This is a genomic window from Variovorax sp. 160MFSha2.1 (assembly GCF_048305075.1).
Taxonomy (GTDB): domain Bacteria; phylum Pseudomonadota; class Gammaproteobacteria; order Burkholderiales; family Burkholderiaceae_C; genus Variovorax; species Variovorax guangxiensis.
In genome coordinates this window covers 2,007,401-2,025,548 of sequence record NZ_CP157624.1, presented here as the reverse complement: position 1 = coordinate 2,025,548, position 18,148 = coordinate 2,007,401, and the positions used below count along the sequence as shown (strand labels likewise).

General features: G+C 68.8%; 16 protein-coding genes. 12 read left to right on the top strand and 4 right to left on the bottom strand.

What is annotated here, in order from left to right:
- Window positions 1-3 precede the first annotated feature (3 nt).
- The 4 genes from ABL838_RS08905 to ABL838_RS08890 all read left to right on the top strand — a co-directional run bounded on the left by ABL838_RS08905 (window position 4) and on the right by ABL838_RS08890 (window position 4,817).
- Entirely contained in the window at window positions 4-753 is a 750-nt protein-coding gene (locus ABL838_RS08905; protein ID WP_418125083.1) for an ABC transporter ATP-binding protein, read from the top strand.
- Window positions 750-2,012, top strand: coding sequence for an ABC transporter permease (locus ABL838_RS08900; RefSeq protein WP_126022861.1), 1,263 nt, complete (start codon window positions 750-752; stop codon window positions 2,010-2,012). Before ABL838_RS08905 ends, ABL838_RS08900 begins: the two co-directional genes overlap by 4 nt.
- A 3-nt stretch (window positions 2,013-2,015) precedes the next feature.
- Complete coding sequence (locus ABL838_RS08895) at window positions 2,016-2,654, top strand: DUF3299 domain-containing protein (RefSeq protein WP_418125082.1); 639 nt, start codon at window positions 2,016-2,018, stop codon at window positions 2,652-2,654.
- A 192-nt stretch (window positions 2,655-2,846) separates the two neighbouring features.
- Complete coding sequence (locus tag ABL838_RS08890) at window positions 2,847-4,817, top strand: DUF3300 domain-containing protein (RefSeq protein WP_418125081.1); 1,971 nt, start codon at window positions 2,847-2,849, stop codon at window positions 4,815-4,817.
- A 51-nt stretch (window positions 4,818-4,868) separates the two neighbouring features.
- Here ABL838_RS08890 and ABL838_RS08885 read toward each other — a convergent pair whose 3' ends face one another.
- Together ABL838_RS08885 and ABL838_RS08880 are read right to left on the bottom strand one after the other, a co-directional pair.
- On the bottom strand, window positions 4,869-6,134 hold the full coding sequence (locus ABL838_RS08885; protein WP_184635730.1) for a glutamate carboxypeptidase: 1,266 nt from the start codon (window positions 6,132-6,134) through the stop codon (window positions 4,869-4,871).
- Window positions 6,135-6,220: 86 nt separating this feature from the next.
- Window positions 6,221-6,997 (bottom strand): helix-turn-helix domain-containing protein, encoded by a 777-nt coding sequence (locus ABL838_RS08880; RefSeq protein ID WP_369659072.1) that lies wholly within the window; start codon window positions 6,995-6,997, stop codon window positions 6,221-6,223.
- Window positions 6,998-7,199: 202 nt separating this feature from the next.
- Between ABL838_RS08880 and ABL838_RS08875 the strand changes: the two genes are divergently transcribed.
- The 8 genes from ABL838_RS08875 to ABL838_RS08840 are packed head-to-tail and all read left to right on the top strand — an operon-like array spanning window position 7,200 to window position 16,903.
- A complete protein-coding gene (locus tag ABL838_RS08875) occupies window positions 7,200-8,357 on the top strand; it encodes an NAD(P)/FAD-dependent oxidoreductase (RefSeq protein ID WP_418125080.1) in 1,158 nt (385 codons plus the stop codon).
- Window positions 8,358-8,406: 49 nt separating this feature from the next.
- A complete protein-coding gene (locus tag ABL838_RS08870) occupies window positions 8,407-9,858 on the top strand; it encodes a M81 family metallopeptidase (protein ID WP_418125079.1) in 1,452 nt (483 codons plus the stop codon).
- 49 nt (window positions 9,859-9,907) lie between these two features.
- On the top strand, window positions 9,908-11,500 hold the full coding sequence (locus ABL838_RS08865; protein WP_418125078.1) for an ABC transporter substrate-binding protein: 1,593 nt from the start codon (window positions 9,908-9,910) through the stop codon (window positions 11,498-11,500).
- 19 nt (window positions 11,501-11,519) lie between these two features.
- Entirely contained in the window at window positions 11,520-12,455 is a 936-nt protein-coding gene (locus tag ABL838_RS08860; RefSeq protein WP_007831166.1) for an ABC transporter permease, read from the top strand.
- A 25-nt stretch (window positions 12,456-12,480) separates the two neighbouring features.
- Complete coding sequence (locus tag ABL838_RS08855) at window positions 12,481-13,392, top strand: ABC transporter permease (RefSeq protein WP_418120452.1); 912 nt, start codon at window positions 12,481-12,483, stop codon at window positions 13,390-13,392.
- 13 nt (window positions 13,393-13,405) lie between these two features.
- Window positions 13,406-14,437 (top strand): ABC transporter ATP-binding protein, encoded by a 1,032-nt coding sequence (locus ABL838_RS08850; protein ID WP_418125077.1) that lies wholly within the window; start codon window positions 13,406-13,408, stop codon window positions 14,435-14,437.
- The gene (locus ABL838_RS08845; protein WP_184635720.1) at window positions 14,434-15,426 is read left to right on the top strand and encodes an ABC transporter ATP-binding protein; all 993 of its coding nucleotides are present in this window, start codon (window positions 14,434-14,436) and stop codon (window positions 15,424-15,426) included. The genes ABL838_RS08850 and ABL838_RS08845 overlap by 4 nt, the downstream gene beginning before the upstream one ends.
- 16 nt (window positions 15,427-15,442) lie before the next feature.
- The gene (locus tag ABL838_RS08840) at window positions 15,443-16,903 is read left to right on the top strand and encodes an N-acyl-D-amino-acid deacylase family protein (RefSeq protein ID WP_418125076.1); all 1,461 of its coding nucleotides are present in this window, start codon (window positions 15,443-15,445) and stop codon (window positions 16,901-16,903) included.
- Window positions 16,904-16,909: 6 nt separating this feature from the next.
- Here the strand turns inward: ABL838_RS08840 and ABL838_RS08835 are convergent, their stop codons facing one another.
- Complete coding sequence (locus ABL838_RS08835) at window positions 16,910-17,113, bottom strand: hypothetical protein (protein ID WP_126022848.1); 204 nt, start codon at window positions 17,111-17,113, stop codon at window positions 16,910-16,912.
- 117 nt (window positions 17,114-17,230) lie between these two features.
- Window positions 17,231-18,130, bottom strand: a complete 900-nt coding sequence (locus ABL838_RS08830) for a ZIP family metal transporter (protein WP_126022847.1) — start codon at window positions 18,128-18,130, stop codon at window positions 17,231-17,233.
- Window positions 18,131-18,148 lie beyond the last annotated feature (18 nt).

Below are 18,148 nucleotides of genomic sequence, written 5' to 3'. Positions count from 1 at the left end.
GCCGTGAGCGACCTCCCTTCGGCGCAGGCCTCCTCGGCCCTGCGCGTCGTGCTCGCGGCCGAGGCGCTGCGCTTCACATGGCCTTCGGCCAAGGCCCCGTGCATCGACATCGAGGCCTTTCGCATCTCGGCAGGCGAGTCGGTGTTCCTGCATGGGCCCAGCGGCTGCGGCAAGAGCACGCTGCTTTCGCTGCTGGCCGGCGTGCTGGTGGCCGACGAAGGCCGTGTCACGCTGCTGGGCCACGACTGGTCGAAGCTCTCGGGCACGCAGCGCGACCGCAGCCGCGTGGCGCACGTGGGCTACATCTTCCAGCAGTTCAATCTTCTGCCTTACCTGAGCGTGATCGACAACGTGCTGCTGCCCTGCCGCTTCTCGCAGCGGCGCGAGGCCAATGCATCGCGCAACGGCAGCTCGCGTGGCGAAGCCGAACACCTGCTCGACCAGATGGGCCTGGACCGCAACCTGTGGAACCGCCAGGCGCTGCAGCTCTCCGTGGGCCAGCAGCAGCGCGTGGCCGCGGCGCGCGCACTCATCGGCCAGCCCGAGGTGGTGATCGCCGACGAGCCCACCTCCGCGCTCGACGAGGACCGGCGCGAAGCCTTTCTCGACGTGCTGCTCACGGCCTGCGCCGAGCACCACAGCGCGCTCGTGTTCGTGAGCCACGACCAACGCATCGCGCAGCGCTTCGCGCGGCATGTGCTGCTGCCCGAGATCAACCGCGCCGCCACCAGCGCGATGGCGGTGGATGCATGAAAGCGCTCTTCTCCATTGCATGGCGCAGCGCCTGGAACCGGCGCTTCACGCTCGCGCTGACGGTGTTCTCCATCGCGCTCTCCACATTCCTGCTGCTGGGCGTGGAACGCATCCGCACCGAGCTGCGCGAGAACTTCGCATCGTCCGTCTCGGGCACCGACCTGATCGTCGGCGCACGCACCGGCTCCACGCAGCTGCTGCTGTACTCGGTGTTCCGCATCGGCGCGGCCACCAACAACATCTCGTGGAAAAGCGTGCAGGCGCTGTCGGCGCATCCGGGCGTCGACTGGGTGGTGCCGCTGTCGCTGGGCGATTCGCATCGCGGCTTCGCGGTGCTGGCCACGTCCACCGACTACTTCACGCACTTCCGCTACGGCGACAGGCAGACGCTGAAGCTGCGCGAGGGCAAGCCCTTCAGCGAGCTGTTCGACGCGGTGGTGGGCGCCGAGGTGGCCGACAAGCTCGGCTACCACGTGGGCCAGAAGATCACGCTCGCGCACGGCAGCGGCGAGCTCAACGTGGCCGAGCATGCGGACAAGCCCTTCACCGTGGTCGGCGTGCTCGCGCGCACCGGCACGCCGGTCGACCGCACGGTGCACATCGGCCTCGCGGCCATGGAGGCCATCCACCTCGAATGGGTGGGCGGCGCGCCGATGCCGGGCGTGCACATCTCGCCGGAGCAGGTGCGCAAGTTCGACCTCACACCCAAGAACGTGACAGCCGTGCTGGTGGGCCTGAAGAACCGCGCGGCCGTGTTCGGCGTGCAGCGCTGGATCTCGACCTACACCGGCGAGCCGCTGATGGCCATCCTGCCCGGCGTGGCGCTCGACGAGCTGTGGAGCGTGATCGGCATCGGCGAGAACGCGCTGCTGCTGATGTCTGCGCTGGTGGCGCTGGTGAGCCTCGCGGGGCTGGTGTCGGTGGTGATGGCGGGCCTCAACGAGCGGCGCCGCGAGCTCGCGGTGCTGCGTGCCGTGGGCGCGGGCCTGCGGCATGTGCTGGCCCTGCTCGCGCTCGAAGGCGCGATGGTCACCGTGCTGGGCGTCGCGCTGGGCCTCGTGATGGCGGTGCTGGGCATCGCCCTGCTCTCGCCATGGCTGCAGTCGCAGTTCGGGCTGACACTGAGCCTTTCCGAACCTACACTGAACGAATGGCTGCTGATGGCGAGCCTGCTGGTCGCCGGATGGCTGGCGAGCCTGCTGCCCGGCATCCGCGCCTATCGACTCTCCCTTGCAGACGGCCTCTCGCCGAGGATTTGAACCATGCCTTTCACACACGCGACCTCCACCAGCAAAGCTTTCATGCGGCTTTCAATGCTGATCGCCGGTGCCGGCCTCGCGGCCGCCGCATGGGCCGCGGAGCCCGCCCCCAAGGACACCACCGCCACCAATCCGCTGGGCGGCAAGGCCACCCCCGCGACGCCGGCCAAGGCCACGCCGGGCCAGCCGCGCCAGATCACCTGGGAAGAGCTGGTGCCCAAGGACTGGGACCCGGCCAAGGAGTTCAAGGGCATGGACCTGAGCGCGCTCGACGACGGCGACCCGCGCGCCAACGAGCTGCTCATGAAGATGCAGGAGGTGTCGAACAACGCACCGACCAACCCCGCGATGAACGGCACCGAGATCAAGATCCCCGGCTTCATCGTGCCGCTCGAGGAAGCCAAGGGCGAAGTCACCGAGTTCCTGCTGGTGCCCTACTTCGGCGCCTGCATCCACACGCCGCCGCCGCCGGCCAACCAGATCCTGCACGTGGTGCCGCAGAAGGGTGCCAAGTTCCGCGCGATGGACACCGTGTGGGTCACCGGCAAGCTGCAGACCCTGCGCAACGATTCGATGATGGGCGTGAGCGGCTATCACGTGAGCGCGGCCACCGTCACCAAGTACACCGGCGGCTCCAAGTAAGGCCGGCGGCTGCTGCCGCCATCGGGCACCGGAGGCGATGGCCTCCGGGCCGTGTGGTTCTGCGCCGACAGGCTTGACGGCAGGGAGCCGACACAGACCGTTGCATCCACGGCGCAGGCTCTGTCATCGCCTGCAGCCGGGCACCGTTGAAGAAGTTCCGGGCACGACGCCGGCGTCCTCATGGAACTCCAGATGACAAAAAATCTCTCCACCGCCCCGCGGCTGTTGACGATCTCGCTGTGCATCGGCGCCCTCGTCCTCGCAGGCTGCGACAAGTCCCCGAGCACGCCCACTGCCGCTGTTTCGGCACAGGACCCGGCGACCGGCATCCCTGCCCCGTCCGTGCCGCAGACGCAGCCGCCTACGGCCGCTCCTGTTCAGGCCGCCTACACGCCGCCCAGCGCCGAGCAGCTCTACCAGATGGTCGCCCCCATTGCGCTGTATCCGGACAAGCTGGTCGCGCAGATCCTGGCCGGCGCCACCTACCCCGATCAGATCACAGCGGCGCACGATTGGCTCGCGCAGAACCGCAATCTCAAAGCAGGCCCGCTGGCCGATGCGGCCAACCAGCAGCCCTGGGACCCGAGCGTGAAGTCGCTCACCGCATTCCGCCCCGTCATCGACCAGATGGCCGGCAACATCCCTTGGACCCAGGCGCTCGGGCAGGCCTACTACAACGACCCGGCCGACGTGATGAACGCGATCCAGGTCATGCGCCAGCGCGCGGCGAAGGCCGGCCGCCTCAAGAACAACGACAAGATGCGCGTGGTCACAGCCGCGCCGCCGCCGAACTATGCGCCCGCGCCCGACGTGCAGCCCGTGTATGCGGGCCCCGCGGTTATCGAGCCGCCGCAGGAGTTCATCACCATCGAGCCCGTGCAGCCTGATGTGGTGTACGTTCCCGCCTACGATCCGGAGGTGATCTACGGTGCGCCGCAGCCGGTGTATCCGGGCTATGCCTACGCACCGCCGGTCCAGGTGGTGTCGCCGGGCTACAGCAGCGGCCAGGTGCTGGCCGCCGGCGCGCTCGCCTTCGGCACGGGCGTGATCGTGGGTGCCGCGCTCGAGCGCCACAACTGGGGCTGGCACTCGTGGAACATGAACTGGGGCGCACCGCGCTGGCGCGACCGGGGCCCCGCCCCTCAGCCGGCCTTCGCGCGGCCCGCCGTGGTCTACAACAACAGCACCTACGTCTCGCGCTCAACCACGGTGGTCAACAACGTGCGCAACGTCAATGTCTACAACAACAATGCCGGACCGCGAGGCGCGCTGCCTCCGGGAGCGCCGCCCAATTTCGCAGCGGGCCCGGGGGCCGCGCAGCAACTGCAGCAGCAACAGCAGCGGGCCCTCTTCGCCCAGCAGCAACAGCAGGCACAGCAACAGCAGCAACAACGCCTCCAGCAGCAGGCCGCGCTCACCCAACAGCAACAACAACAGGCTCGTGCGCAACAGCAAGCCCAGCAGCGGCAACAGGAGCAAGTCCGGCGCCAGCAGGCCATGCAGCAACAGCAGACACAGAACCAGGCCCGCCAGCAGCAACAGCAGGCGCAGCAGCAGGAGCAGACGCGCCGGCAACAACAGGCGCAGCAACAGGCCCAGCAGCAGGCGCGCGACCAGCAGGCTCGCCAGGCGCGAGGCCTGATGCAGCCTCAACAGCAGCAACAGCAAGCCCAACAACAGGCACAGCTCGCGCAGCAACGCCAGCAGCAACAGGCCGCGCAGGAGCAACGGCGCCAACAGCAGGCCCAGCTCGAACAATCACGCAACCAGCAGAGTCAGCAGGAGCAGATGCGCCGCCAGCAGCAGGCCGATCAACAGGCGCGCGCGCAACAACAGGCGCAGCGGCAACAGGAGCAGATCCAGCGCCAGCAGGCCATGCAGCAACAGCAGGCACAGAACCAGGCTCGCCAGCAGCAACAGCAGGCAGCGCAGCAGGAGCAGATGCGCCGGCAACAACAGGCGCAGCAACAGGCGCAGCAGCAGGCCCAGCAGCAGGCCGCGCGCATGCGACAGCAACAACAGCAGATGCAGGCCATGCAGCAACAGCAGCAGGCCCAGCAACAACAGCAGCAGCAACGCATGGCGGCCGCTGCCGCGGCACGCCAGCAGCAACAGCAACACCAGCAGCACCGCCCCGGCGACCCGAGGCAACAGCAGCAGTAGCGCGCCCGCGCCGCCTCGACTGCACCGTCGCGGTGGCGCCTATCCGCAGCCTCAGTTCTTGCCGATCTCGGTCAGCAGGCGCGTGACGAGGTACAGGCGCGGCACGATCGAGTCGGCTTCGATGTACTCGTCGCGTGCGTGGTAGCCGAAGCCAGCGAGGCCGAAGCTCTCCACCACCGTGGCCTTGCCCGAGCGGCCCGCGTAGCCCGCGTCGGTGCCGCCGCCGGTCATGGGCGTCAGCGCGAGGTCGCGGTCGATTTCCTTGTAGATGGCCTGTGCCTTCTCGGCCAGCGCGCGGCCCTTGTCGCCCGCGATGAAGGCCGGGCGGCCCACTTCCACCTTCACCGTGGTCTCGGTGTCGGGAATCAGCTTGCCCGACGCGATCTTCGCCTGCAGCGCCTCGGCGAGCTTCTTCTCGGCGCCGGGCTGCGTGATGCGGATGTCGCCCTGCGCCTGCGCTTTTTCGGTGATCTGGTTGAGCGGGCCGGTGGCGCGTGCCACGGTCCAGTTGAGCGTGGCGCCGGGAATGTCCTTGGCGAGGTCCTTGGTCTGCAGCATCTGGTACGAGAGCTCGTACAGCGCATTGCGGCCCAGTTCGGGCGCCGCGCCCGCATGCGACGCGCGGCCCTTCACCTCGAGCGTGGCGGTGGCGATGCCGGCCGCGCCGAGCAGCAGCGACTCGCCCTTGACCACCGACTTCGCCACCGTCGGCTCGAAGGACAGCACCGTGTCGTGCTGGTCGGCCATGGTCGCGATCAGCTCGCCGGAGCCGAGCGAGCCTACTTCCTCGTCGGGGTTCATGAGCACGGTGAGCGTGTCGTAGTCGCGCCAGCCGGCATCGGCCAGGATTTTCAGCGAGGCCAGCATGACCGCGAGGCCGCCCTTGTCGTCGGCGATGCCGGGACCGTAGATGCGGTTGCCGTCGACCTTGTAGGGCTGGCTGCCGAGGATGCCCGGCGCGTACACCGTGTCCATGTGGCCCTGCAGCATGATCTTGCGCTTGCCCGTGCCCTTGAGCGTGCCGATCACGATGTCGGCGCCCGCGCCGGCCGTCGCCTTGCGGCGCTCGGTCTTGAAGCCGGCCGCCTTCAGGCGCCCTTCCACCACATCGGCCATCTTGAGCAGGCCGTCGACATTCAGGCTGCCCGATTCGATCAACACCATCTCCTTGAGGTTGTCGATCACCGCGGGCTGCGCCTTCTCGGCGGCGGCGAGCAGCTTCGCGTCGGGTGCGGCGTGGGCGGCAGCGGCGCCGAGCACGAGGCCGCAGGCCAGGGCCATGGAGCGAAGCGGGAATGAAGGCGGACGCGAGGTCATGGTCTTTTCTCTGGAGTGGATGACGGCGCACAGCATAGCCATGCGGCCTCGCGCGGCGAGCAAATCGGAGACACGGCCCAGGGCGGCTATGCGCCCCTTGTTGCTGCGGCTTTCCGAGCGGACTTCGACTGCCCCCTCGACGCCTTCACGGGCAACGCCGACGCAACGGGCCTCTCGCTCTTGTGGGCGACCGGTGCCGGCATGGCGCGCCCCTCTCCCTCCCGGGCCGACTGCATGTGCCCGCTCTCACCGATGGTCATGCCGACGATGCGCGCCAGTTGCCGGCTCACGCTGATGTACGCGTGGCCCAGGCGGCTGTCGAAGTAGAGCGAATCGCCCTTCGCCATGCGCACCACCTCGCCGTTGTCGAAGTGCACCTCGATCTCGCCCGACAGCACATAGGCGAACTCCTCGCCGCCATGCCGCACGAAGTCTTCCGGACCGTGGATCTTGCGCGCGTGCACCGTGCCGACGATGGGGCTCATCTGCTTGCCTGCCGCGGTGGTACCGAGGAACTCGTAGGCGATGGACAGCCCCTTGTAGACCACGCCCTTGCCCGCGCGCGTGACCACCGGCCCGTCGAGCTGCGCGGGCTTGACGCCGGCGCCCGCGAACATGGCGTTCATGTCCATGTCGAGCGCACGGCCCAGCGCGGTGAAGTTCTCGTAGCCCAGCGCGAGCTGGCCGCGTTCGGCGCGTGAGATGGTGGTGATCGACACGCCCGAGCGCTCGGCCAGCTGCGCCAGCGTCCAGCCGAAGCGCTTGCGCGCGGCGCGCAGGCGGTTGCCGAAGGTGGCGCGGTCCAGCGTGGGCGGCTCGTCCCTGGGCTTCGTTCCCGTCTTGGTCCCTGTGTGTGGATTCACGCTTGGCTTTCTCTTGTGGTGCCGCAGATTCTGCCAGCCGAGAGGGGCGCCATCCATGCCAACCCGCGTGACCCGGGCCCGGAATTTGCGTATACGCAAATTGCGCGAACGCAAATTTCACCAGCACGGTGCATCATGGTTTCCCCTTGGCACCCCTGAATCAATTTGCGTATCCGCAAATTTCTTCCTACACTTTTCGCCGATGACTTCCAGCACTGCAGAGCCCGTCGTGGCTGACTTCCTCGTGATCGGCGGCGGCATCGCCGGGGCCTCGGTGGCCCACTGGCTCGCCCCGCACGCACGCGTGATCCTTCTCGAGCGCGAATCGCAACCGGGCTACCACTCCACCGGCCGCTCCGCCGCCCTCTTCATGGAGAGCTACGGCACCGCGCAGGTGCGCGCCCTCACCATGGCGAGCCGGGCCTTCCTCGAGCATCCGCCCGAAGGCTTCAGCGAGCACCCGCTGCTCACGCCGCGCGGCGCGATGATGGTCGCCGGCGCCGAGCACATGGCCGAGCTCGAAGCCCACTGGCAGGTGCTGCGCGACATGAACACTGGCGCCTCGCGCCTGAGCGGCGAAGAGGCGTGCGAGATGGTGCCGGCCTTGCGCCCCGAGCAGGTGCAGGGCGCCGTCTACGAGCCCGATGCATCCGACATGGACGTGCACGCCATCCACCAGGGCTACCTGCGCGGCATGCGTCGCGCGGGCGGCAAGCTGGTGTGCGATGCAGGCGTGACGGCCATCGAGCGCAAGGGCGATCGCTGGCGCGTGGAAGCCGGCGGCGCAATCTACGAAGCGTCCGTGGTGCTCAACGCGGCCGGCGCATGGGTCGACACCATCGCCCAAATGGCCGGTGTGCCGCCGCTTGGCATCGAGCCGCGTCGCCGCTCGGCATTCATCTTCGCGCCGCCCGAGGGCCAGAGCGTGGCGCACTGGCCCATGGTGTTCGGCGCCGACGAAGGCTGGTACATCAAGCCCGACGCCGGCATGCTGCTGGGCTCGCCGGCCAACGCAGACCCGGTCGAGCCGCAGGACGTGCAGCCCGAGGAGATGGACATCGCCATCGCCATGCACCGCATCGAGGAAGCGACCACGCTCTCCATCCGCCGCCCCACGCGCACGTGGGCCGGCCTGCGTTCCTTCGTGGCCGACGGCGACCTGGTCGGCGGCTTCGAGCCCGGCGTGCCCGGCTTCTTCTGGGTAGCGGCGCAAGGCGGCTACGGCATCCAGACATCGGCCGCCATGGGCGAAGCCTGCGCCGCGCTGGCGCGCGGACTGCCGCTGCCCGAGCGCATCGCCTCCTTCGGGCTCACGGCGGAAATGCTGGGCCCGCAGCGGCTGCGCACGGCCGCGGGCTGAGCCCGGCCTGCTCCAACAACACAACAGAACCACCCCACGAGGTCCGACCATGCGCGTCTTCAGTGCTTCCCTTGCCACCGAAACCAACACCTTCGGCCCGATGCCTACGGGCCTCGCCTCCTTCAAGGACCGTGGCTACTTCCCCGCCGGTAAGCACCCCGAGGCGATGACGCTGTTCTCGGGCCCGCTGTGGGCCGCGCGCATGCGCGGCGCCGACAAGGGCTGGACCCTGTTCGAGGGCATGGTGGCCGGCGCGCAGCCCAGCGGCACCACCACGCGCCACGCCTACGAGACGCTGCGCGACGAACTGCTGAACGACCTGCGCGCGGTGCTGCCGGTCGACATGGTGCTGCTCGGCCTGCACGGCGCGATGGTGGCCGACGGCTACGACGACTGCGAGGGCGACCTGCTGGCGCGCGTGCGGCAGATCGTCGGTCCCGACGTGGTGATCGGCGCGGAGCTCGATCCGCACAACCACCTCACGCCGGAGATGATCTCCAACGCGAACGTGATGATCTCCTTCAAGGAGTACCCGCACACCGACGTGCTCGAACGCGGCCTGGAGCTGGTCGACATCTGCGCCGCCACGGTCGAGGGCAAGGTGCGGCCGGTGCCCGCGGTGGTCGACTGCGACATGATCGTCACGGTGCACACCTCGCGCCAGCCGGCGCGCGGCTTCGTCGAGCGCATGCAGTCGCTCGAAGGCAAGGACGGCGTGCTCTCGATCTCGCTCACGCACGGCTTCTCGTGGGGCGACGTGCCCGAGATGGGCACCAAGGTGCTGGTCTACACCGACGGCGACAAGGCGAAGGCCGACATGCTGGCGCGCCAGCTCGCCGACGAGGTCATCGCCATGCGCGACGGCCTCACCGTGAACTACCCCGGCATCGACGCATCGCTCGACGAGGCGCTGGCCTTCGACGGCGGCCCGGTGGTGATCTCCGACGGCGCCGACAACCCCGGCGGCGGCGCGGCCAGCGACTCCACTTTCATCCTGCGCCGCATGGTGGAGCGCGGCATTGCCAACGCGGCACTGGGCCCGCTGTGGGACCCGATCGCGGTGCGCATCGCCTTCGACGCGGGCGTGGGTGCGAAGCTGCCGATGCGCATCGGCGGCAAGATCAGCCCGCTTTCCGGCGACCCGCTCGATGTCGAATGCACCGTGAAGGCGCTGAAGCACGACCTGGTGATGACCGGCCTGGCCGGCACGCCCACGCTGATGGGCGACAGCGCGCTGGTCGAGGCCAACGGCATCGAGATCGTGCTGATCACGCTGCGCAACCAGGCGATGGGCACCGACCTGTTCACGCAGCTCGGTTGCGACCTCGCTGCGAAGAAGATCATCGTCGTGAAGTCCTCCCAGCATTTCTACGCGTCGTATTCCAAGGTGGCGAAGCACGTCATCTACGCGGGCGCGCCGGGCGCCGTCACGCTCGACCTGAACACGCTGCCGTATCGCAAGGCCCGTCTGCCGAAGTGGCCGATCGGCGTCGCGGCCTGAGCCTTTCCTTCCTTTTTTCCTGCTGCCTGCCCTCACCGGAGAACCGACGATGAAACGACGGACGCTTGGCGCTCTCGCCGCCCTGGCCCTTTCCACCGCCTTCGCGGCGAGCCTTCCCGCGCATGCCCAGACGCCGCAGCCCAAGACGCTGAAGGTGGTGGCGCATGCCGACCTGAAGATCCTCGACCCGACCTTCACCACCGCCTACATCTCGCGCAACTTCGGCTACATGGTGTACGACACGCTCTTCGCGCAGGACGCGAGCGGCCAGCCGCAGCCGCAGATGGTGGAGAAGTACACCGCCTCGAAGGACGGCAAGCAGTGGAGCTTCACGCTGCGCCCCAACCTCAAGTTCTCCGACGGCAGCGCCGTCACCTCGGCCGACGCGGTCGCGTCGCTGCAGCGCTGGGCCGCGCGCGACAGCCTGGGCCGCGCCATGACGGCCAGCGGCGCCGAATGGAAGGTCACCGACGCGCGCAGCTTCACGCTCACGCTCGCCGAGCCCTTCGGCATGGTGCTCGACGCGCTGGCCAAGCCCTCGGGCTTTCCGCCGGTGGTGCTGCCCGAGCGGCTGGCGAAGATGCCCGCCACCGCACCGCTGACCGAAGTGCTGGGCTCCGGCCCCTACATCTTCAAGCGCGACGAATGGGTGCCGGGCAACAAGGCCGTCTTCGTGCGCAACCCCAACTACGTGGCGCGCAGCGAGCCGCCGAGCGGGCTGGCCGGCAGCAAGAAGAGCAACTTCGACCGCGTCGAGTGGCTCTACCTGCCCGATGCCAACAGCGCGGTAGCGGCGCTGAAGCGCGGCGAGGTCGACATCATCGAGCAGCTGCCGCCCGACTACATCGCGCCGCTGCGCACCGACACGGGCGTGAAGATCGGCTCCGGCGGCGCCTACCAGGGCTTCCTGGTGATGAACCAGCTGCATCCGCCCTTCAACAACCCGAAGGTGCGCCAGGCGCTGCTGCAGGCCGTGAGCCAGGAGCGCTTCATGGCGGCCATGGGCTTCCCGCTCGACATGCGCATGGCCTACTGCGCCACCTACTTCATCTGCGGCAGCCCCAACGACACCGCGGCCGGCGCCGAGCCCTACCGCAAGGCCGACGTCGCAAAGGCCAAGAAGATGCTCGCCGACGCCGGCTACAAGGGCGAGAAGGTGGTGCTGCTGGTGCCCAGCGACGTGCCCTACCTGAACGCAGAGGCGCTGATGGCCGCGCAGACGATGAAGAGCATCGGCCTGAACGTCGACGCCCAGACCATGGACTGGGCCTCCATCGGCGCGCGCCGCGCCAAGCGCGACGCACCCGACGCGGGCGGCTGGAACATGTACGTCACCGTGGCCGGCGAATTCGACGCCAACTCGCCCATCAGCAACGCCTACCTGAGCGCGGCCTGCGGCAACACCCTGCCCGGCTGGCCATGCGACAAGCAACTGGACGACCTGCGCACCGCCTGGCTGAAGGAGACGGTGCCCGCCAAGCGCAAGGAGCTGCTCGACGCCTTCCAGGCCCGCGCCTACGAGGCCGTGCCCTACATCAACGCCGGCCAGTACTCGGCCGCCTTCGCCGCGCGCACCAGCCTGAAGGGCCTGGACAAGCTCTGGTCCGGCATGCCGACGGTCTGGGCGCTCGACAGGCAGTAAGGGCCGGAGGGACACCGCCATGGGCTACATCGTTCGACGCTTCATCGCGACCCTGCCCGTCATGGCGGTGGTGGCCGTGGTGGTGTTCCTGCTGATCCATCTCTCGCCGGGCGACCCGGCCGCGCTCATCGCGGGCGACCTCGCCACCACCGAAGACATCGAGAAGCTGCGTGCCGCACTCGGCCTGAACCTGCCGCTGTGGCAGCAGTTCGGGCTGTGGATCGGCAAGCTGTTCACCGGCGACCTGGGCACCTCGATCTTCACGCAGATGCCCGTCACGCAGCTGCTGGGCCAGCGGCTGGAGCCCACGGTGTCGATCGCCGCGCTGACCATGCTCATCACGCTGGTGGTGTCGGTGCCGCTGGGCACGCTCGCGGCCTACCGCGCGGGCAGCTGGATCGACCGGCTGGTGATGCTCTTCGCGGTGCTGGCCTTCTCGGTGCCGGTGTTCCTGGTGGGCTACCTGCTGGTCTACAGCTTCGCGATCCAGCTGCCGTGGTTTCCGGTGCAGGGCTACGTGCGCTTCGCCGAAGGCCCGGGCGAGTGGCTGCGCTCGCTGGTGCTGCCCTGCGTGAACCTCGCCCTGGTCTACATCGCGCTGGTGACGCGCATGACGCGTGCCACTGTGCTCGAAGTGCTGCACGAGGACTACATCCGCACCGCCCGCGCCAAGGGCCTGGGCGTGCTGCCGGTGCTGGGCCATGCGCTGCGCAACGCGGCCATCCCCATCGCCACCACCGTGGGCGCGGGCATCGCGCTGCTGATCGGCGGCGTGGTGGTCACCGAGACGGTGTTCGCCATTCCCGGCGTGGGCCGGCTGGTGATCGACTCGGTGCAGCGGCACGACTATCCGGTGATCCAGAGCGTGCTGCTGCTGTCGGCGGGCGTGTACGTGCTGATCAACCTGCTGATCGACCTGAGCTACCGGCTCTTCGATCCGCGCATCCAGTACTGAATCACCCATGTCCTCCGTACTTCCCATGAGCGACATCGATGTGCCCGCGACGTCTGCCACAGCCGCCACCCCGGCAGCCGCGCCGCCGGTCGAGGCCCCCTTCGTTCCGCCGCGCCTGCGCTGGCTGCGCAAGCACCCGACGCTGATCATCGGCGCGCTGCTGCTGATCGCGGTGGCGGCGCTTTCCATTGCCGCGCCCTGGATCGCCACGCACGACCCGCAGGACATCGACCCGCTCGCGCGCATGCAGCTGCCCTCGGCCGAGCACTGGTTCGGCACCGACGCGCTGGGCCGCGACGTGTTCAGCCGAGCCGTGTGGGGCGGACGGGTGTCGATGATCGTGGGCGCCTCGGTGGCGCTGCTGGCCACCTTCTTCGGCGTCGCGCTGGGGCTAGTGGCGGGCTTCGTGCGATGGGCGGACGGACCGATCATGCGCGTGATGGACGGGCTCATGGCCATCCCGGGCATCCTGCTGGCCATCGCGCTGATGGCGGTCACGCGCGCCAGCCTCACGACGGTGATCATCGCCATCACGGTGCCGGAGATTCCGCGCGTGGTGCGGCTGGTGCGCTCGCTGGCGCTCACGCTGCGCGAACAGCTCTTCGTGGAGGCCGCGCACGCGGTGGGCACGCGCCTTCCGGTGATCCTGGTGCGCCACGTGCTGCCGAACACCGTGGCGCCGCTGATCGTGCAGGCCACCTTCGTGGCCGCGGCCGCCGTGCTGACGGAGGCCGCGCTCTCCTTCCTCGGCGTGGGCGTGCCCTCGCAGACGCCGAGCTGGGGGAACATGATGGCCGAGGGCCGCAACTTCGTAGCCGTGGCGTTTCACATCATCCTGTACCCGGGGCTGCTGCTGGCGGCCACGGTGCTGGCCATCAACCTGCTGGGCGACGGCCTGCGCGACGCGCTGGACCCACGCCTGGCGCGCCAACTCTGAGCGAGGCAGCCTCATGACCATCGCCATGTCCCACGCAGCGCTGGCCCCAGGCGAGCCGCTGCTCGAAGTCGACGACCTGCGCACGCACTTCCTCACGCCCGGCGGCGTGGTGCGCTCGGTCGACGGCGTTTCCTACACGGTGCGCGCGGGCCGCACGCTCGGCGTGGTCGGCGAGTCGGGCTGCGGCAAGAGCGTGACCGCCCTGTCGACCCTGCGGCTGGTGCCCACGCCGCCGGGCCGCCACTCGGGCGCCGTGCGCCTGCGCGGCACCGACCTGATGCGGCTGAGCGAGCGCGAGATGCGGCAGATCCGCGGCAACCGCATCTCGATGATCTTCCAGGAGCCGATGACATCGCTGAACCCGGTGCTCACCGTGGGCCGTCAGATCGCGGAGACGGTGCAGCTGCACCAGAAGGCCAGCCGCGCCGACGCGATGAAGCGCGCGGTCGAGATGCTGCGCGTGGTGCAGATCCCCGAGCCCGAGCGCCGCGTGAACGAATACCCGCACCAGCTCTCGGGCGGCATGCGCCAGCGCGTGATGATCGCGCTGGCCCTGGCCTGCAACCCCGAGGTGCTGATCGCCGACGAGCCGACGACCGCGCTGGACGTGACCATCCAGGCGCAGATCCTCGACCTCATCAAGCGGCTGCAGAAGGAGCTGGGCATGGGCGTGGTGATGATCACGCACGACCTCGGCGTGGTCGCCGAGAGCTGCGACCGCGTGGTCGTCATGTACGCCGGCAAGAAGGTGGAGGAAGCCGACGTGATCGACCTCTTCGACCGCCCGCTGCACCCCTACACCCGCGCGCTGATGGCCTCGATGCCCGCGATGAACACCGCGAGCACGCGGCTCACCGAGATACCGGGGCTGGTGCCGGCCGCGCACGAGCTGGGCCGCGGCTGCGCCTTCGCGGCACGCTGCAGCCACGCGCGCGAACGCTGCCGTGCCGAGACGCCGAGGCTGGCGCAGCAAGGCGGCGACCACGTCGTCGCCTGCTTCGCCGTCGAGGAAAACTGGGCCGGTGCCGAGGAGATCGCCGCATGACGACAACCGCTGCGACGCCCTTGCTGCAGGTGCGCAACCTGCGCAAGCACTACACCACCCCGAAGCGCTGGCTGCGGCCGGCCAGACCGGCGATCCAGGCAGTGGACGGCGTCTCCTTCGACGTCGCGCGCGGCGAGACGCTGTCGCTGGTCGGCGAATCGGGCTGCGGCAAGACGACCACTGCCAAGTCGGTGATGCGGCTGGTCGAGCCGAGCTCGGGCTCGGTGCAGCTCGAAGGCCGGGAGCTGCTGTCGCTCTCCGCCGAGGACATGCGCATGCGCCGGCGCGACCTGCAGATCATTTTCCAGGACCCGTATGCCTCGCTGAATCCGCGGCTGACGGCCGGCGACATCGTGGCGGAACCGCTGCGCAACTTCGGCATGGGCGCCGCGGCCGAGCGGCGCGAACGCGTGCAGTGGCTGTTCTCGCGCGTGGGCCTGCGGCCCGAGGCAGCGAAGAAGTTCCCGCACGAGTTCTCGGGCGGGCAGCGCCAGCGGCTTGGCATCGCGCGGGCGCTGGCATTGAATCCCAAGCTCATCGTCTGCGACGAGCCGGTGTCGGCCCTCGACGTGTCGGTGCAGGCGCAGGTGGTCAACCTGCTGATGGACCTGCAGGCCGAGTTCGGCATCGCGTACCTCTTCGTGGCGCACGACCTCGCGGTGGTGCGGCACATCAGCCATCGCGTGGCCGTGATGTACCTCGGCCACATCGTGGAGATCGCCGACCGCGACACGCTGTTCTCGGCACCGCTGCATCCGTACACCGAGATCCTCCTGTCGGCCGTGCCGGTGCCCAACCCGCGCACGCCCGCGCGCCGCATGCTGCTGCAGGGCGATCCGCCGAGCCCGGCCAATCCGCCTTCGGGCTGCCGCTTCCACACCCGCTGCCCGATGGCGCAGGCCGTGTGCAAGGAGAAGGCGCCGGAGTTGAGCGAGCGGCCTTCGTCGTCCGCGAACGGAAGCCACCTGGTCGCCTGCCATTTCCGCTGAAGAAAGGATTCATCCCGTGTCCGAAAAGCTCCCCCACTACGAACTGCTGATCCGCGGCGGCACCGTGATCGACGGCACCAAGGCGCCGCGCTTCGACGCCGACGTCGGCATCGTCGGCGACCGCATCGTCGCCATCGGCAAGCTCGCGGGCCACACGGCGGAACAGACGATCGACGCCACCGGCCGCATCGTGGCACCCGGCTTCATCGACTCGCACACGCACGACGACCAGGCGGTGCTGTCGCAGGCGCAGATGCCGTTCAAGGTGTCGCAGGGCGTGACGACCGTGGTCGCGGGCAACTGCGGCATCAGCGCCGCGCCGCTGCGCGCCGGCATGGACCTGCCCATGCCGCTGAGCCTGCTCGATTCGCCCGCCGAAGGCCGCTTCACCAGTTTCGCCGCGTACCTCAATGCGCTGCGCGCGACACCGTCGTCGGTGAACGTGGCAGCGATGGTCGGCCATTCGACGCTGCGTGCGGTCGCCATGTCAGACCTTGACCGCCCTGCGAACGAGACCGAGATCAAGGCCATGCAGGCGATGGTCGAGGAAGCGATGCAGGCCGGCGCCATCGGCCTGTCGACCGGCACCTTCTACCCGCCAGCAGTGAAGGCGACGACCGAGGAGATCATCGAGGTCGGCCGACCGCTGACTTCACGCAAGGCGCTGTACGTGACCCACATGCGCGACGAGAGCGACCGGGTGATGGAGTCGCTGGAGGAAACCTTCCACATCGGCCGCGCGCTGGGCATTCCGGTGGTGGTGTCGCACCACAAGGTTCAGAACACGCGCAACTTCGGCAAGACGAAGGTGACGCTGCCCTTCATCCAGGAGGCGATGAAGCACCAGTGCATCGGGCTCGACTGCTACCCCTACACGGCCGGCTCCACCATGATCCGCACCGACCGCGGGATGATGGAAGGCCGCGTGCTCATCGCCTCGAGCGTGCCGCACCCCGAATGCGCGGGCCGCGACCTGAAGGACATCGCAGCCGATTGGGGCATGTCGGGCGAGGAAGCGGCCAAGCGGCTGCAGCCCGGCAGCGCGATCTACTTCATGATGGACGAGGACGACGTGCAGCGCATCCTCGCGTTCGACGAAACCATGATCGGCTCCGACGGCATCCCGCTGGGCGACAAGCCGCATCCGCGCCTGTGGGGCACCTTCCCGCGCGTTCTGGGCCACTACAGCCGCGACGTGGGCCTCTTCCCGCTGGAGACGGCGGTGTGGAAGATGACCGGGCTCACCGCACGCAACTTCGGCCTGCACGAGCGCGGCACGCTGAAGCCGGGCCACCACGCCGATGTGGTGATCTTCGACGCCGCGACGGTGCGCGACACGGCCAACTACGAATCGCCGATGCAGCCTGCCGAAGGCATCGATGCGGTGATCGTCAACGGAGCCCTGACCTGGCGCAACGGGGCGCACTGCGGGGCGCGCAACGGGCAGGTGATCACGCGGCGCGAAGCGGCTGCCTGAGCGGGCTCAGTCGGGCGCGTTCATGACCCGGTCGAATTCCTCGTCGGCCGGTACGTTGTCCGCGTCGAGTTCGCTCGCATCGGAAAGATCGATCCCCGTTTCCTCCGAGAGATCGTCGCCCAGGTCGGCATCGGGCTCCTCGAAATCGTCGGCGGGCAGGTTGTCTTCATCGTCTTCGGAGGGCGAAGCGGATCGCGCGGTGGCGTTCATGATCTGTTCCTCGGCTTGTTTCTGACAGGCCCCCTATGGTGCGCCTGTTTCGGCCCTTGCGGTTCATCCGGCGCGAGGCTTCGGTGTCGGAAAGTTTCGCGCCGGCCCGAAGGAAGATCAGTCCTTGTGCACGTGCCCATGCTCCCCGTGGCCGGGGTCGTCATGGCCGTGTTCGTGCCCGTGCTCGCCGTGCGCGAGGCGGCTGACCAGCGTGACCAGCGCGATGCCCGCCACCAGCCACAGGATCTGCGCTGCCGTCTGGCGCGCCGGCAGCCGTTTCTGCAGTTGAGGGATCAGGTCGGCCAGCGCCACGTAGACGAAGCTGCTGCCGGCCAGCACCAGGAAGTACGGCAGCAGGCCATGCAGCTGGTCGACCAGCCACCAGCCCGCGATACCTCCCAGCGCGGTCATGGTGCCCGCGAGCGACACCTTCACCAGTGCCGCCCGCTGGTTGGCCGAGCTCTGGCGCAGTACGACGAGGTCGCCGATGTGGTGCGGAATCTCGTGCGCCAGCACCGCCAGCGCGGCCACCAGGCCCAGCCGGATGTCGGCGGTGAAGGCGGAGGCGATCAGGATGCCGTCGCCGAAGCAGTGCACGCTGTCGCCGGTGAGCACGGCCCAGCCGCCGGTGCGGGGCCCGTGGGCGTGGCCGTGGGAATGACCGTGGGCGTGGTCGTGTCCGTGGTGATCGTGTCCGTCCGTTCCGCCCTTCTCTTCACCCTGGTGATGCTCGTGCCCGTGATGCCATAGCTCAGCCTTGTCGAGCAGGAAGAAGAACACCAGCCCGAACAGCAGCACGCCGAACAGCAAGCCGGGCTCGATGCGGCTTTCGAAGGCTTCGGGCAGCAGGTGCATGAAGGCTGTGGCGAGCAGCGCACCGGCCGCCAGGCTCAGCAGGTGCTGCGGGTTCACGCCGCCCGAACCGCTGCGCACGCCCACTTTCAACAGAAGAGCCGCGACCCACACGCTTCCGATACCGGCAACCAGGGTCGCCGCGATGATGACTATCAAATTCATAGCTGCTTGCGCAAGAAA